Origin of the sequence: Rhizobium sp. ARZ01, from assembly GCF_014851675.1 — a bacterium.
In the GTDB taxonomy this organism is placed as follows: domain Bacteria; phylum Pseudomonadota; class Alphaproteobacteria; order Rhizobiales; family Rhizobiaceae; genus Mycoplana.
Genome location: NZ_JACVAE010000001.1, coordinates 15927 through 32306 on the forward strand (window position 1 = coordinate 15927; position 16380 = coordinate 32306).

The 16380-nt window shown below is 56.7% G+C and carries 13 protein-coding genes and 1 pseudogene; 13 read left to right on the forward strand and 1 reads right to left on the reverse strand.

Features of this window, described 5'->3' with window-relative positions; translation table 11 throughout:
* Positions 1-10: 10 nt before the first annotated feature.
* The 3 genes and pseudogenes from IB238_RS00060 (at position 11) to tnpA (ending at position 2587) form a co-directional block, all read left to right on the forward strand.
* Entirely contained in the window at positions 11-502 is a 492-nt protein-coding gene (locus IB238_RS00060; protein WP_246723452.1) for a Rab family GTPase, read from the forward strand.
* A gap of 3 nt (positions 503-505) precedes the next feature.
* Entirely contained in the window at positions 506-1576 is a 1071-nt protein-coding gene (locus tag IB238_RS00065) for an adenylate/guanylate cyclase domain-containing protein (RefSeq protein ID WP_192242279.1), read from the forward strand.
* Between the two features lie 576 nt (positions 1577-2152).
* Positions 2153-2587 (forward strand): annotated as a pseudogene (gene tnpA / locus IB238_RS00070) (IS200/IS605 family transposase).
* A gap of 476 nt (positions 2588-3063) precedes the next feature.
* On the opposite strand, the gene IB238_RS00075 reads toward tnpA, so the two are convergent.
* Positions 3064-4212 carry a CoA transferase gene (locus tag IB238_RS00075; protein ID WP_192242280.1) on the reverse strand — a complete coding sequence of 383 codons (1149 nt, stop codon included), beginning with the start codon at positions 4210-4212 and terminating at the stop codon, positions 3064-3066.
* A 129-nt stretch (positions 4213-4341) separates the two neighbouring features.
* Between IB238_RS00075 and IB238_RS00080 the strand changes: the two genes are divergently transcribed.
* The 10 genes from IB238_RS00080 (at position 4342) to IB238_RS00125 (ending at position 16356) form a co-directional block, all read left to right on the forward strand.
* A complete protein-coding gene (locus IB238_RS00080) occupies positions 4342-4890 on the forward strand; it encodes a MaoC/PaaZ C-terminal domain-containing protein (protein WP_192242281.1) in 549 nt (182 codons plus the stop codon).
* A 167-nt stretch (positions 4891-5057) separates the two neighbouring features.
* On the forward strand, positions 5058-5687 hold the full coding sequence (locus tag IB238_RS00085; protein WP_192242282.1) for a TetR/AcrR family transcriptional regulator: 630 nt from the start codon (positions 5058-5060) through the stop codon (positions 5685-5687).
* A gap of 351 nt (positions 5688-6038) precedes the next feature.
* On the forward strand, positions 6039-7640 hold the full coding sequence (locus IB238_RS00090) for a carboxyl transferase domain-containing protein (RefSeq protein WP_192242283.1): 1602 nt from the start codon (positions 6039-6041) through the stop codon (positions 7638-7640).
* 5 nt (positions 7641-7645) lie between these two features.
* Entirely contained in the window at positions 7646-9655 is a 2010-nt protein-coding gene (locus tag IB238_RS00095) for a biotin carboxylase N-terminal domain-containing protein (protein ID WP_192242284.1), read from the forward strand.
* 1 nt (position 9656) lies between these two features.
* Positions 9657-10127 carry a MaoC family dehydratase gene (locus IB238_RS00100; RefSeq protein ID WP_192242285.1) on the forward strand — a complete coding sequence of 157 codons (471 nt, stop codon included), beginning with the start codon at positions 9657-9659 and terminating at the stop codon, positions 10125-10127.
* A 37-nt stretch (positions 10128-10164) separates the two neighbouring features.
* Positions 10165-12090 carry an AMP-binding protein gene (locus IB238_RS00105; protein WP_348648178.1) on the forward strand — a complete coding sequence of 642 codons (1926 nt, stop codon included), beginning with the start codon at positions 10165-10167 and terminating at the stop codon, positions 12088-12090.
* Positions 12087-12884, forward strand: a complete 798-nt coding sequence (locus IB238_RS00110) for an ABC transporter ATP-binding protein (protein WP_192242287.1) — start codon at positions 12087-12089, stop codon at positions 12882-12884. The genes IB238_RS00105 and IB238_RS00110 overlap by 4 nt, the downstream gene beginning before the upstream one ends.
* 8 nt (positions 12885-12892) lie before the next feature.
* Positions 12893-13849 carry a branched-chain amino acid ABC transporter permease gene (locus IB238_RS00115; RefSeq protein WP_192242288.1) on the forward strand — a complete coding sequence of 319 codons (957 nt, stop codon included), beginning with the start codon at positions 12893-12895 and terminating at the stop codon, positions 13847-13849.
* A 13-nt stretch (positions 13850-13862) separates the two neighbouring features.
* Positions 13863-14948 carry a branched-chain amino acid ABC transporter permease gene (locus IB238_RS00120; protein WP_192242289.1) on the forward strand — a complete coding sequence of 362 codons (1086 nt, stop codon included), beginning with the start codon at positions 13863-13865 and terminating at the stop codon, positions 14946-14948.
* A gap of 58 nt (positions 14949-15006) precedes the next feature.
* Entirely contained in the window at positions 15007-16356 is a 1350-nt protein-coding gene (locus IB238_RS00125; protein ID WP_246723453.1) for an ABC transporter substrate-binding protein, read from the forward strand.
* Positions 16357-16380 lie beyond the last annotated feature (24 nt).

Consider the following 16380-nt stretch of genomic DNA (forward strand, 5'->3'; position numbering starts at 1 on the left):
AGCTAGGGTATTGCAAAAAAAGATCTGCATGTTGGGTGGGTTCGCTGTCGGAAAGACGAGTCTGGTCCGCAGGTTTGTGCAAAGCATCTTTTCAGATACCTACTTGACCACGGTGGGAGTGAAAATCGACAAGAAGAGTGTCGCACTCCCGGACAAAACCGTGGATCTGATTTTGTGGGATTTGGCCGGCGAAGACGATATCGGCTCATTCCGTGTCAGCAATGTGCGAGGTGCGGCCGGGCTCGTGCTTGTCGTCGATGGAACCCGCGCCGCTACTCTTGCCGTGGCGCTCACTCTGCGCGAGCGGGCCGAGGCCGAATTCGGCGCTATCCCGTTTGTATTGCTGTTCAACAAATCCGACCTGGCCGATCGGTGGGCAATATCGGATAGTGAGATTAACGAATTCAGGCAACTTGGATGGAAAATCTATCTAACAAGTGCGCTTTCGGGTGAACATGTTGATGATGCGTTTCGTCAGCTTGCTTCGATGGTTGCCAAATAGACCATGCATAGATTGCCAAGAGAAGTCGGAAGCTGGATTTACGATTTCTTCTACAATGCGCACTCTGTCGCATATCTGAAAATTGACGCCCAGCTTTGCATAGCTGCGAAGGGTGGTAACGTTAACCATTACGGGTTCTCATCGCTTCGCATTGGCAAGCCTGTTGTCGATCAGCTTGAATTTATGGAAGGTTTGCTGCCTTGCCCGGAGCTTCCATATCATATGGCCATGGTCGAATTGCCCAGCGGGCGCGTTGCGGACCTTCATCTTTTTGCCGGCAATGCCTGCGTGTGGCTGCTCTTTCTTGACGCCACTGCCGAACGCGACAACAAGCAGCGGCTTCAACAGAAGGCTTATGAAATGACGCTCCTGCAAGAGCGGGAGCGCCAGCTCAACGAGAAATTACAATCGACGAACGAGGCATTGAGGAAGAGCCAGGAGGGATTGTCGCGTGAATACCAGCGCGCCGAATCCCTACTCCTCAACATTCTTCCGGCGCCGATCGCGGAGCGGTTAAAAGCGCACAAAAAAATTGCAGACAACCACGCAGAGGTGAGTGTGCTGTTTGCCGACATCGTCGGTTTTACCGAGAGAACGCGGAGCGTCGGAGCGGTGACGACGCTCGCTATCTTAAATTACTTCTTCAAGGCCGCGGATCGCCTCTCGGAACGATACGGCTGCGAAAAGATAAAGACAATCGGTGATTGTGTGATGGTTGTCGCTGGCCTGCCCACCTCGCGATCTGATCATGCAGAAGCCCTCGCGCACTATGCACTTGAACTGCGGAAGGCGGTTAAGCGCGAACGCTTCGCAGGAGAACCGCTGAGGCTCAGAATTGGAATTCATTCGGGACCAATCGTCGCTGGCGTCATAGGCAAAAGGCGGTTCGCCTATGACCTGTGGGGCGAGACCGTTAATCTCGCCTCACGCATTCAAACGTCCGCGGAGCCCGATGAGATCCGTATTTCGGACGCAACTCACCAACTGCTTGGACCAAAATTTGCTTGCGACCCACTCGAGGAAGCGGAATTGCGTGGTACAGGCCGTGTGCGAATGTGGCGGCTCCCGGCTTGATTGGCCGCTTGGCAGTGCCGACCCTGGAACGCATTGCATCTCAAGCTAATCAAACATCATGGTTTCGAATGTCCGCAGACGCGAAGCAGTCGACCACCGAGCGACCGCCAAAGGTCTGTCCTTGGAGGGCCATCCGTTCCTTTTCGCCAGGCAATGAGGGAGCGCGTTGGATACGCCAAGATCGATGTAAAGGAATCTTTATATGTTGGCTTTGAGCGAATCCAAATCTTGGCACCAAGGCTCCACGTGTCCGCTTTACGTGTCGGGCATGTTAGCAGCGGACAGACCGCTACCGGCCGCATTTCGGACGGCGAGATTATTCTGCGTAACGGCCGCTCCTGGTGTAAGTGGAGATTGTCAATGCTGGGCCGATTTGAGGCTGAGAATTTACAAGTCTCCATGCCATCAGGCCCCCGCAACCAAACTTAGAAAGGCCCGATCCTCGCGATCGGGCTTTATTCTTGTAAGCAAAGTGAACCTCCACCTCCGGTGGAGGGCTGGATGAGTACTACATCTTCATTGAGAGACCTCCGTGTTTGGACCGCTAGGCTGGCCGAGACATAGAACGGAGGTTTTATGGAAGAACGATCGCAATCGCACGCGACGTGGGACTGCACATACCATGTGGTCTTTTCGAGTAAGTACCGAACGAAACGCCTTTACGGCGACGTACGGCGGGAATTGGGTGACCTTTCGGCTTGCTCTTCAAAAGGAATGCCGGATCGAGGAAGGGCATCTTATGCCCGACCCGTGTACCCATGTGCATATGCTGATATTGATCCCGCCGACATACTCGGTGTTGCACATTGTGGGCTTCCTGAAGGGCAAAACGGCCCTTTACGCGGCCAACAAATACGCCCGCAAGCGGCGCTACAAAGGTTATCACTTTTGGGGCGCGTGGGTACTTCGTCGCAACGGCTGGATGAGCAGGTCGCCAGACGGTATATCCGTAATCAGGAAAAGGCCGACAAAGCTTCTGACTTTGCCGACCTCTTTAACCGTAGCCATTAACTTATAGCAAAACCGCTTCTAAAAGCGCAGCGTTTCAAACCTCCACCTCTGGTGGAGGTCATGACCTATATAGCGAGCACAAAGCTCCTCCAGACAAGCGTCGAGGACCTTCTTTGTTTCTGATATGTCGAGCTCGCCGGCCTCCAGCTTCTCTGCAAAATCGGCGCCTCGGCGATGAAGCGCGATTGTAGCCTCAACGACCTGGAGAGTGGTGCACTCTAGGGCTTGAAGCGCAGCAGTGTTGGATAATTGGTTTACACTGGTTCTCGGCGCGTGCGATGTTTTGCAGATCTAGCTACTGATTATCTTTGATGGGATAATGATGATATCCGCATCGATCGGGCCGCATCATGGCGCAAGGTGCGGTAGCACTCCGTTCAATGCGCGGGCATAGAGCACTCGGCGGCCAGCGACCTGCTGCTAAACTCATTCATAACTCCGCTCATAATTCTGGATGAGTATGGCGGCCGACTTCTCTAGTCCGCCCGGTAGAGCGGTGGCCGTACTTCCGGCGCCGTGCCGTCTATGCGTGCTGGGAAAAGCGCCTGCAAAAGCCCATCCGGGCCTTGGCGTACGAGTTGCCGGGCTAATGCGTGCTGATCGTTGACAGCCTCGGAAAGGTCCACGACCGGCGCTATGCAGCAATCCACTTTCTCGAACCGTTGCATATGTTCTGTCAGCGTTGCCTGACGGAAGTACGCATCAAGTTCCGATATGAGCTCTGTCTGCGGTAGGGGATCGGTGTGGCGATCCTTCCATTCCGGGCGCTGTGTAGTATCGCAGAACGCAGCCCAGAATTTCGGTTCTACAGCTCCGAGGCTTATCCATTTCCCGTCCGCTGTTTCGTAGAGCCTGTAGCAGGCCCAACCGCCGTTCAGCGGCCCGGTCTCACGGGTGGGTACATTGCCGTGAACAAGCTCTGCGATACGGAAGGCTTGGAGCGGCATCACAACATCGGCCAGCGCAAGGTCGATTACGCATCCCTGATTGCTGTGTGATTGCCGGTTGAGGGCGGCCAAGATCGTGATCGCCGCCATCATCGAGGCGGATACATCGGCTATGGGCGGCTCGAAGAAGTGCGGGCGCCCTTTCATACCGTTGAATGACAGTGCGCCAGCCAACGCCAGATAGTTTATGTCATGTCCGGCCTGTGCAGCGCGCGGACCATCCGCGCCAAAACCGCTGACAGAGCAAAAGATTAGGCGTGGATTCCGTTTTCTCAGGACGTCTGCGGACAAGCCGAGCTTCGCCATGACTGTAGGGCGAAAGGATTCAATCAGGATATCGGCTTCATCAACAAGGCTTAAGATCAGCTCTTTGCCCGCTGAGGTTTTCAGGTCGACCGTAAGGCTCGCCTTACCCGCATTGATGGCTTCATAGTAGATAGAATCGCCGTGAATGCCGGGCGGACCGAGTTGTCTTAGTTCATCTCCGGGAGGGGGTTCTATCTTAAGCACGGAAGCGCCGAGATCGCGCAGCAGGAGCGTACACAACGGGCCGGGCAAGTGCCTCGACAGATCCAGCACGCGCACCCCAGCAAGAAACTGCCCATGGATGCCTTTTGCAGGCTCGGGCCAGTAAGATGCGTAGCCAGTCGGTTCGGTTGGGTTGGGTGCCTCGGTCAATCTGGCAACCTTTCATACAGCGAAATTCTTTGCATATATCCTGTCGGACAGTTATCTAACTACCGTTAGCTTGAATCATAAGAATGTCAATCTGGCCCAAAAGGGCCGCTCGGGGCGTGAGGTCAAATCGTGGAAGCCAATCAAGATTTCGAATTTTTCAATGGAAAAGACAAATCAAGAGGTTCTAAGACAATTGGCCCGTCCTCAGCGTTCCATGTGAACCAACATGCCTGGCGCTATATCGAGGATCTCCCGATCGGGGCGCAATTTGAATGCGGAAATTTCGTGTTCAACTCGGAGGAAATCGTTGCCTTTGCGGAGATGTACGACCCTCAGCATTTTCACGTCAGTGTTGAGTCCGCACGAGAGACGATTTTCGGCGGGTTAATCTCATCCAGCCTGCACACACTGGCCGCCTGCTTTGGCATTTTCGTTCGAGCAACGTCTGAGCTAAAGAGTGTAGCCGGGCTGAGGCTGAGGGAAACGGAGATTCCCAGGCCCGTACGACCGGGCGCACGCATCGATGTCCGGGCAGAGTGGGTTGCGGCACGGCGCTCGAGAACGCGCCCAAATATCGGGATTGTCACGGTAGAAGGGGTCGCGCTCGAGAACGGCAGGGACGTCGTTCTCCGCTTTGGGGCTACTTTCATGGTTGAACGCCGATATCATGGGGAGTGATGGGCCTGCGCTCCGACAGAATGGTTTGGTAGAGAGCGACGGCGGTTCCGTGTTGGCGTTTGCTGCATATCGCATTGAGCATTAGTCAAACTGCCGGATGCTCTATGAGTCTGATGCAACTTAGACTATGGGTCGTGAATTATATTGGCAGGTGAGGGAGCATACTCGTGCCGAAGAACGCTGCGCAACCACGTGGGAACACCAAAGAAGGGCGCAATCAAACGCAAAGTCCGGGAGGGTCGAGGGACGCCATCCTGGAGGCCGCAGCGCGCCTCCTAAGGACCCACGGCTATGAAGCCACCACACTGCGAATGATTGCATCAGAGGTCGGCATAAAGGCGGGTAGCGTCTACTATTATTTCGATTCAAAAGAGAAAATTGTCGAGACGGTCGTCAATGACGGAATTGCGATTGTGCAAAGCCACGTATTGGATGCGCTTAAATCCTGTCCTGCGGATGCCACTCCCAAGGAAAGGTTGAGGGTCGCGATCAAGGCGCACCTTTTTTCTTATCTTGAATACAGTAATTTCACGTCATCCAGCGTTAAAACATTCACCTATCTTCCGGAGTCGATCAGGAAAAGCAACATAGTATTCCGCCGAGAATATGAGGGCGTCTGGAGAAAACTGATCGGCGAAATTGAAGATGCTTCTCTTATTCCGCAGGGAGTTTCCTCGAAATCGGTTGTCCTGATGCTGATCGGGGCAATGAATTCCGCGGGGGAATGGTACAATCCGGAGAAAATGAGCATTGATAAAATTGCTGATGAGTTTGCCACCATTGTCGTCAGGGCCTAGAGCCCGATATTCGCCCGGCCCCATCTTTCGTTCGTCTCCGCGATCGGCAAGTTCCGTAACTCGAACTCGTGCGGCAACCGCGGCATCGGGCCAGATGTCTGTCGACACCTTCAGAGCGTGAGCCGCTGAGCTGGCTTGCCAACAACGCCACCATTCACCCGGCGATCCACTTCGCGCTTGGGGCACGGCGACGGCAAAGCGTCCTTGTTTTTTGAATTGAGTTCAGAGGCCGGCAGGATGCGCTTTTCGCCGGAACTTTCGAGGGCATTGCGGACGCACAAAAAAACGCAATTCGTCTCTTGCGCATTTATCTAACGAACGTTAGGTTGATGGCGAAGTGAGAGAGTACTGATGGCCAAAATCGAGAGTCAAATTCAGGCGGATAGCCTTGCTTTCAAAGCGAATACCGAGGCGTACCGCGGCTTGATAGGTGAGCTGAAAGAGCACCATAGCGGCATCCTTCGGGGTGGCGGAGAGCTCCTTGCGGAGCGGCACAAGGGGCGGGGCAAAATTCTGGTTCGTGCCAGAATAGACCACCTTGTCGATCCGCTTTCCCCTTTCCTGGAGCTTTCGCCGCTTGCTGCGTGGGGGATGTATGAAAATCAGGTTCCCTCTGCCGGAATTATAACGGGTATCGGCATCATCGAAGGCATCCCGTGCATGATTATCGCCAATGATGCGACGGTCAAAGGCGGGTCGTTCTTCAGTGAAACCGTCAAGAAACACCTTCGTGCGCAGGAAATTGCTGCCGAAAACAAGCTTCCCTGCATTTACTTGGTCGATTGCGGCGGAGCCTTCCTCCCGGAGCAGGATCGCGTGTTCCCCGACAGGAATCACTTCGGCGGTACCTTTTACCAGCAGTGCAGGATGTCGGCGGAAGGGTTGCCGCAGATTTCCGCGGTGTTCGGAGGATGCACGGCCGGAGGGGCGTATATTCCGGCGCTCTCCGACGAAGTTGTCATTGTGCGGGGTACGGGCCGAATTCATCTCGGTGGTCCCCCAATCGTAAAGGCGGCCATCAATGAGATTGTCGACGGGGAGACGCTTGGCGGAGCCGAGATGCACTCCACCATTTCGGGTGTGACGGACTATCTCGTCGACTCTGAAATGGAAGCTCTCGCAAAAGTCAGGAGCATTGTCGCAGCGCTGAACTGGCCGGCATCGTGCAGTCAGGAGATTCGTCCCGCTGTTCCGCCTCTCTACGATCCGGATGAGCTTGGCGGAATCGTGGGCTGCAATCTCAAGCAGCCTTACGATGTGCGGGAAGTCATTGCGCGCATGGTTGATGGGAGCGAATTCCAGGAGTTCAAGCCTGCTTACGGCTCGTCTCTTGTCTGCGGGTTCGCCTCGATACATGGATTTCCGATTGCGATCCTGGCCAACAACGGCGTCTTGTTCGCCGAATCGTCGGTCAAGGGCGCGCACTTTATCGAACTGGCCGAACAGCGCCGCATACCGTTGTTGTTCCTGCAGAATATCACCGGTTTCATGGTTGGAACCGAAGCGGAGCGCAACGGCATCGCGAAGCACTCTGCCAAACTTGTCTATGCGGTCTCCAACGCTCGCGTGCCGAAGTACACCGTCGTCATTGGCGGTTCCTATGGCGCCGGCAACTACGGCATGTGCGGCCGCGGGTTCCGTCCCAGGTTCATGTTCTCCTGGCCGAACGGCCGGATTGCGACGATGAGCCCGGATGTCGCCTCGACCGTTGTCACAGAACTAAGGCGCCAAAGTATTAGCCGGGGTGCTGCCGATGAGGCTGAGATCGAACGGATCGGCGCGCAGACCCGCGCCCAGTTCGAAGAGCAAAGCAGCCCCTACTATGCAACCGCACGCCTTTGGGACGACGGCATCATTGAGCCCCAGCAGACGCGCGATGTGTTGGGCCTGTGCCTTTCGCTCGCGGCTAACGAACTCGAATTGTCAGGCAATCGCCCTGTCTATCGGATGTAGTCGCCATGATCACTTCCCTTCTCATAGCCAACCGCGGTGAAATTGCCTGTCGTGTGATCCGCACATGCCGGAAACTGGGTATTCGCACCGTTGCTGTGTACTCGGATGCCGACCGCGATGCTCTACACGTTTGCTCTGCAGATCATGCAATTTGGATCGGCCCGAGCCCTGCCCGCGAAAGCTACCTGAACGCCCAGGCCATCGTCGATGCGGCCATCCGAACCGGCGCGGACGCCATCCATCCGGGCTACGGTTTCCTGTCTGAAAAAACGATCCTCGCGAAGCTTTGCGCCGAGGCGGGAATCATATTTGTGGGCCCTTCGGCGAATTGCATTGAGCTTATGGGGTCAAAAATCGAATCCAAGCAGATCGCATTGAAAGCCGGCGTGCCCAGCGTGCCCGGGTACATCGGAGATGACCAATCGACGTCGCGTCTCCTCGATGAAGCCCGCAGCATCGGTTTCCCGCTGATGATCAAGGCTTCCGCCGGCGGCGGGGGCAAGGGGATGAGGCGGGTCATGCATGCCGATGACTTGCCGGCGGCTCTCGATCTGGCCCGCCGTGAAGCTGAATCGGCATTCGGTGACTCTTCGGTATTGATCGAGCGGCTCGTGCAGCGCCCGCGGCATCTCGAGGTCCAGATTGCCGGGGACAAACTCGGCAATGTTGTGCATCTCTTCGAACGGGATTGTTCCGTTCAGCGAAATCACCAGAAAGTCCTGGAGGAGGCCCCTGCGCCCAATCTGAATGAGCGGGTACGCAGCAAGCTATTCGAGCGCGCGGTCGCCCTGACCAGTGCAATCGGCTACGACAGCATCGGAACGGTCGAATTCATCTATGAAGATGGCCAGGACGAGCCGTGGTTCCTCGAGATGAATACGCGCCTCCAGGTCGAGCATACAGTGACCGAGGAGATTACCGGCACCGACCTGGTCGAATGGCAAATCCGGATAGCCAACGGAGAGCCGTTGCCGCTGGCGCAGGAGCAGATCCGCTGTTCAGGCCATGCCATCGAGGCACGTATCACCGCAGAACGCGCGGATCTTGGCTTCCGGCCGGAGGTGGGGAAGATTTCCCATTACAAGGAGCCCGCAAGCATTCGCGTTGACAGCGGAGTAGAGGCAGGCTCGGAGATTTCACTCTACTACGATTCACTGCTTGCCAAGGCAATTGCCACGGGAAAAGCCCGGGAAGAAGCCTCCGCCAAGCTGGCAACCGCGCTGAGAGACTTTGCCGTTCTCGGTCTTGGAACGACGCTTCCGTTCTTGGCTGATGCTGTGTCTCATCCGATTTTTGCCGGCGGGGAAGCGCGAACCGACTTTATCGATATTGCGTTTGAAGGTGGCTGGCGCCCGACGAGGAAATATCGTGATCTTGCCCGCGCCGTTGCCGCAGCGCTGCGCGTGGAAACCAGTGCCTGCACAAGGGCGCTCGATCCATGTTCGCCATGGGCGTCGCTCACGGGCTTTAGAGTGCTGCAGTCATCCGGTGGGATGGCAAGCGCGTCCGTAGTCATCACCGATGACGAGGAAATCCTTCGAGCGAAGGTCTGCGGGCTGCCGAATGGCCATCGTGTCGTTGATTTGCCCGATGGACAGAGCAAATTCCAGATCAGGGTGGAGGGATCTGATTTCTTTGTCGAGACGGATCAAGGACTGGTACGCGGCGTGTACTCCGCAGTTGGAAACGAGATCGCTCTACGTCTTGCGGGTGAAGCATACCGGTTGGATGTCGAACTCGAGGTGGAGACGGCTTCCGGGCAGAAAGGCGGTAGTGCGGCCGACGGGTCCATCATGACGACCATGCCTGGCATCATTGTCGATGTCTGCGTGGCCGACGGCGACCTGGTCGACGCCGGACAGACCGTAGCGGTGATTGAATCCATGAAATTGCTGGTGTCGCTCCCGGCTCCAAAAGCGGGGCGGGTTACGGATCTCGGCTGTCGAGCCGGCGAAAGCGTTCGAGCTGGGAAGCGCTTGATGACGATCGTTTCTGAAGATGCAACGGGAGGCTAGCATGGCGGGACTATGGTTCGAAGAATTCGAGGTGGGGATGGTCTTCGACCATGCCATCACCCGCACAATCACGGAGGCGGATAACGTCTGGTTTTCCTGTCTCACGATGAATTCTCAGCCGCTCCATATTGATGCTGACTTTGCCAGCCGCACTGAATGGAAGCGCCCCTTGGTGAACTCGCTTTTCACCCTTGGCGTATTGGTCGGGATTTCGGTCGGCGACACTACACTGGGCACCACCATCGCAAATCTGGGCATGAGCGACGTTCGGTTTCCCGCTCCGATGTTCCATGGCGATACCCTTCGCGTGCGCACGACGGTAGAGGCGGTTCGCCTGAGCGCGTCGCGAGAGGGTGCGGGCATCGTCAACTTCCTGCATCAGGGCTTCAATCAAGATGGCATTGAGGTCGCCCGCTGCTCCCGCGCCGCCTTGATGAGATGTCGGCCAGTGACGGACGCACAGAATGACTAGGGATGTAGATACTCTCCCTAAGTTTTTGGTGCGGAACATGCGCGAGCGCCCGACGCGGGTTGCTTTCCGGCACAAGGATCTCGGCATTTGGGGTGTCTGGAACTGGAAGGAAACCGGTGAGATCGTCCGTTGTTACGCAGCCGGCTTGCGGGCAATGGGTCTCGGCCGTGGCGACAAGATCGCCATCGTCGGGCACAATCGGCCTTACCTTTACTGGACCATCGCCGCTGCCCAGTGGCTCGGCGCCGTCCCTGTTCCCGTATACGCCGACAGCGTCGCTGAAGAGCTGGCCTATGTGCTGGATCATGCCGGCGTCATTTATGCCGCGGTCCAGGATCAAGAGCAGGTAGACAAACTTCTGTCCATTTCAGAGCGTCTCCCGCAACTGACGGTCATTCTCTATGATCGGGAAAAAGGTCTTCGCGACTACAGCCAGGCCGGGCTGCGCTCGATCGCATCGGTGATCGAAGAGGGCAGGGCCCTCCTTGCTGATCCGGCAGAATCAGAAATTATTCAGAAAGAGCTTGAAGCGGGAACCGGATCGGATCTCTCGATAATTCTTTACACCTCGGGGACGACCGGCGCTCCGAAGGGCGTGATGTTGTCCTATGACAACATTATAGCCGCCAGCAAAATAGGCTGCGAGTTCGACAATCTGCAGGAAGGCGACGAGATCATTGCCTATCTGCCGCTGGCCTGGGCGGGCGACCACATCTTCTCCTATGCGCAAGGCATCATTGCTGGGCTTTGCATCAACTGCCCGGAGAGCCGGGAAACCGTGGACGATGATCGGCGCGAAATAGGGCCGACCTACCTGTTTGCGCCGCCGCGCTTCTTCGAGCAGACGCTGACGCACGCCATGGTTCGAATGGAGGACGCTGGCGCGCTCAAGCGCCGCATGTTCAATTTCTTCATCAAGCACGCCAATAAGGTCGGCGAGAAGATCTTGAACCGGGAGAGCGGGGTTGGAGCCGTTGATCGCCTTCTATATTGGCTTGGAAAGGTCTCCGTATATGACGCGCTTCGCAATCAGTTTGGCCTGACGAAGATCAAGGTAGCCTACACCGCAGGCGAGGCGATCGGGCCGGAGATCTTCAAGTTCTACCGTTCGATCGGTGTCAATCTGAAGCAGCTTTATGGGCAGACCGAAGCGTCGATCTATCTGACGCTTCAGCCTGACGGCCAGATCCGTGCCGACACGGTCGGCCGGCCGGCACCGGGGATCGAGATCCGCATCGACGAGAATGGGGAGGTGATCTACCGCTCGCCCGGCGTCTTTATGGGATACTACAGGGACGAGGCAAAGACCGCTGAAACCATGACCTCGGACGGCTTCGTGCGTTCGGGCGACGCGGGCTTCTTCGATGAGACCGGTCATCTCAAGATCATCGACCGCGCCACAGATGTCGGAAAATTGCAGGATGGGTCGCTGTTCCCGCCTAAATACGTGGAGAACAAGCTGAAGTTCTATCCGAGCATCAAGGAAGCGGTCTGCTTCGGCGATGGACGAGACTACGTTTCTTGCTTCATCAACATTGATCTCGTGGCGTGCGGCAACTGGGCCGAGCGAACTGGTCTGACCTATGCGTCCTATCAGGAACTGGCGGGCCATTCTCTGGTCTACGATATGATTGGCAAGCATATCGTCGAAGTGAACCGTACGCTCGCTGCGGAGCCGCGCATGCGGGGCGCGCAGATCAAGCGCTTCTTGATCCTTCACAAGGAACTCGATGCCGATGACGGTGAGCTGACGCGCACCCAGAAGGTTCGCCGCAGTTTCATCGCGGACCGATACGCTCCGTTGATCCAGGCACTCTACGACGGCTCGACCGCAGCCGACATCTCGACGGAGGTTGCCTTTGAGGACGGGCGCAAGGGCGTGCTGTCCGCGAGGGTGACGATCAGGGACGTAGATCTTAGCAGCGTCCAACAACCAACTTCTTTACCGGAGGCTGCGGAATGAGAGCTCCAGATCATGCCATCGGCAAAGGCGAAGTCCTGCTTTCGGTCGAGAACCTGTCGCTGAAATTTGGGGGCCTAAGCGCGCTCACCGACGTGTCTTTCGATATCAGGAAGAGCGAAATCCGCGCCATTATCGGGCCGAATGGAGCCGGGAAGACGTCGATGTTGAACTGCATCAACGGCTTTTACTTTCCGACCGAAGGCCGGCTCACCTTCAAGGGCGTAAACCGCAACAAGATGCGGCCCAATGAAGCGGCACGGGGCGGCATTGCCCGCACGTTCCAGAACGTCGCCCTGTTCAAGAGCATGTCGACGCTCGACAACATCATGGCCGGCCGGTCGATCAAGATGAATTCGAACTTCTTCTGGCAGCTTTTTCGTCATGGCCCGGCTATGGCGGAGGAGGTGGCACACCGGCGCGTCGTCGAGGGGATCATCGATTTTCTCGAGATCCAACACATCCGCAAAACGCCTGTCGGAAAGCTTCCGTACGGGCTGCAGAAGCGGGTCGAACTCGGACGGGCGCTTGCCATGGAGCCGGAACTTCTGTTGCTCGATGAACCGATGGCCGGCATGAACCTCGAAGAGAAAGAGGACATGTCCCGCTTCATTTTTGAGGCGAACCAGCAATACGGCACCACCATTGCCCTGATCGAGCACGACATCGGCGTGGTGATGGACCTTTCGGACCGGGTGGTCGTGCTGGAATACGGGCGCAAGATTGCAGACGGCACGCCAGATGAGGTCAGGCGCGATCAGCGCGTCATCGATGCCTATCTTGGCGTATCGCATTGAGGGACAGCATGGATATTCTTTTCAAGATCTTCATCGAGCCGTTCATCTTCATGGCCGAGGCCCCCGATCTGCTCGTCCAGACGCTTTGGGAAGGGTTTGTATCGGGCGCACTCTACGCGCTGATCGCGCTCGGCTTCGTGCTCATCTTCAAGGCCTCCGGGGTCTTCAACTTCGCGCAAGGCATCATGGTCGTTTTCGCGGCCCTGATCCTGGTTGGCCTCTATGAGAAGGGTGTTCCAGCCTACCTCGCGTTGCTGCTCGCCGTCGCTGCCATGTTCGTTCTTGCCGTTGCGGTCGAGCGGGTCGTGTTGCGTCCTCTGGTCAATCAGCCCGACATCATTCTGTTCATGGCGACCTTCGGCTTGACCTATTTCCTGATCGGTCTCGGCGAACTGATCTTCGGTGGCAGTCCGCGCGAGATGATCACCGGGCCTCTTTACCTGCCGCAGGGAACTACCGAACTGGAGATGTTCGGCGGGGTTGTCCGATTGCAGCATCTCGATATGGCAGCTGCCGTGATCGTTGCCGTGATGATTGGTGTGCTTGCCTTGTTGTTCTCCAAGACCCGGATCGGCCGAGCGCTGCGCGCGGTGGCAGACAGCCACAAGGCAGCCCTCTCCGTGGGCATCACGCTCAATCAGATCTGGGTCATCGTCTGGTTTGCGGCTGGCATCGTGGCGCTGGTCGCAGGCATCATGTGGGGCGCCCGCTCGGGTGTTTCCTTCGCGCTCCAGGTCATCGCTCTCAAAGCTCTTCCTGTCCTGATCCTTGGAGGCTTCACATCGATCCCGGGCGCCATCATCGGCGGGCTCATCATCGGTGTGGGCGAGAAGCTCGGCGAGTTCTACTGGGGGCCACTCGTCGGCGGTGGCATCGAAACGTGGCTCGCCTATGCCATCGCTCTTCTCTTCCTGCTTTACAGACCGCAAGGCCTGTTCGGCGAAAAAATCATCGAACGAATTTGAAGGAGTTTCGTCCGTGTTCTACCGCGAAGCTGGCCAGTTCCAGACGAACTACGTGTCCGATGCAGCGATCTTTCCCTTGCGCGAAGACAGGATCGGGCTTGGGGCGATCATCCTGGGTGCTTATTGTCTTGCCTTCCTGGGCAATGACTTCCTGCTTCAGGCCGTTTTGATACCGTTCCTGGTGTTCTCGCTCGCAGCAATCGGGCTCAACATCCTGACCGGCTACACCGGCCTGCTGTCCCTCGGGACGGGCGCATTCATGGGCGTCGGTGCCTATGCCTGCTACAAGCTGACGACGTTGTTTCCCGGCGTGAACATCGTGGTGTGGATCCTGGCGTCGGGGTTCTTCTCGGCTGCGGTCGGCGTTCTCTTTGGCCTGCCGTCCTTGCGCATCAAGGGCTTCTATCTGGCTGTGGCGACGCTCGCCGCCCAGTTCTTCCTGCAATGGTGCTTCATCCGTATCCCCTGGCTCGTCAACTACAACGTCTCAGGCGCAATCGAAACGCCGCTTCGCACATTGTTCGGCATTCCGATTGTCGGGGCAACCGCGACGCCGCAGGCACGGTATCTCGTGGTGCTCACCATCGTCGTCGCGCTCACCTGGTTTGCATCGAACCTTGTGCATGGCCGTATCGGACGGACATGGATTGCTGTGCGCGACATGGACCTGGCCGCCGAGTTGATGGGAATCCGCCTCCTTCAGACAAAGCTTCTCGCCTTCGCTGTCTCTTCTTTCTACTGCGGTGTCGCCGGTGCTCTGCTGGTCTTCCTCTGGTATGGCAGCGCCGAAAACGACGTCTTTGACATAAACCAGTCCTTCTTCATCCTGTTCATGGTGATCATCGGCGGTTTGGGCAGCCTTATAGGTTCGTTCTTTGGGGCGGCGCTGATCTACATCATCCCGATTGCTCTGAGTTTCGGGCTGCCCCTGATCCTTTCACCTTTCGGGATCAGCATCGGGGCCGACACGATCGAACATCTGCGCTTCATGATCGTCGGCGGCCTCATCATTTTCTTCCTGATCGTCGAACCGCACGGGTTGGCGCGCCTATGGCAGATCGCCAAGCAGAAGCTTCGTGTCTGGCCATATCCATATTGAGCGACTGCGCCCTTCGGGTGTCGGGAGAAGATCTATCCTGTGTGTTTCGGAAATATCGTTGGCTGTTCAAGTGGAGGAAAAATTGAACGCTTTTAGACTGAAGAAGTTGTTGTGCGGAGCCATTCTTTCGCTTCCGCTTCTTTCTTCGGCACCGTCTGCTGCGGAGGAGCAGATCTATGTGCCCTACTTCACCTACCGGACCGGGCCGTTCTCGGCTCAAGGTAGTTACGTCGCAGATGGACTGCGCGATTACATGGAGATGTTGAACGAACGCGACGGCGGTATTGGAGGGGTCAAGATCCTCGTCGACGAATGTGAAACGGCTTATGATACCAAGAAAGGTATCGAGTGTTATGAGGCGGTAAAAGGTAAGCAGCCGGTCGTTATCAGTCCTTGGACTACGGGTACTGCGCTTGCCATTGTTCCGCGTGCGGCCGTCGACAAAATCCCGGTTCTTTCCATGGCTCATGGCTTGTCGGCCTCGGCAGACGGGAACGTCTTCCCGTGGATCTTCAACCCGCCCAATACGTATTGGGATGGCCTCGCGATGATCATCCGATACATCGGCGATCAGGAAGGTGGCTTGGAGAGCCTGAAAGGCAAACGCATCGGCTATCTCTACCTCGATGGAGGCTTCGGCAAAGAGCCTATTCCGTTGCTTGAGGAACTCTCAAAAAGTATCGGCTTTGACCTGAAGCAATACCCGGTCGCGCCACAAGAGATGCAGAACCAGGCCGCTCAGTGGTTGGGAATTCGGCGCGATCGTCCAGACTATATCGTCCTGTTCGGTTGGGGTGCAATGAACCCGACGGCCCTCAAGGAAGCTTCAAGAGCCGGGTTCCCGGCAGACAAGATCGTTTCGATCTGGTGGCCAAGCGAAGATGACGCCAGGTCCGTCGGTGAAGCTGGCAAGGGCTTCAAGGTCCTCAATTGGCATGGCGTCGGTAGTGATTTCCCGGCGATCCAGGACATCGATCGCCTCTTGGTTGAGACCGGAAAGTCTAACGCGACGAAAGAAAAGCTCGGTGCCGTTCTCTACAATCGAGGCGTTTACAATTCTGTCTTGGTCGCGGAAAGCATCCGCAATGCTCAGCAGTTGACCGGGAAGAAGGTCATCTCCCCCGAGGATATGCGGCGTGGCATCGAAACGCTGAACATTACGGCTGAACGGTGGAAGGAAATCGGGTTGGAAGGTTTCGCAGGCCCCATCCAACTTTCGTGTTCTGACCACAACGGACATCGCTCAGCATTCATTCAGCAGTGGGACGGCGAAAAATGGGTCCGTTCTTCGGACGACATCGAGCCGATGCCGGATCTCGTGATGCCCCTAATTTCAGCGGCCGCGAAAGAATACGCCGAACGAAACACGGGTTGGCCGCAGCGAACGGAACCCTGCGACAATCCTTAACAAGCTCGGCTTGATTGTCAGGGA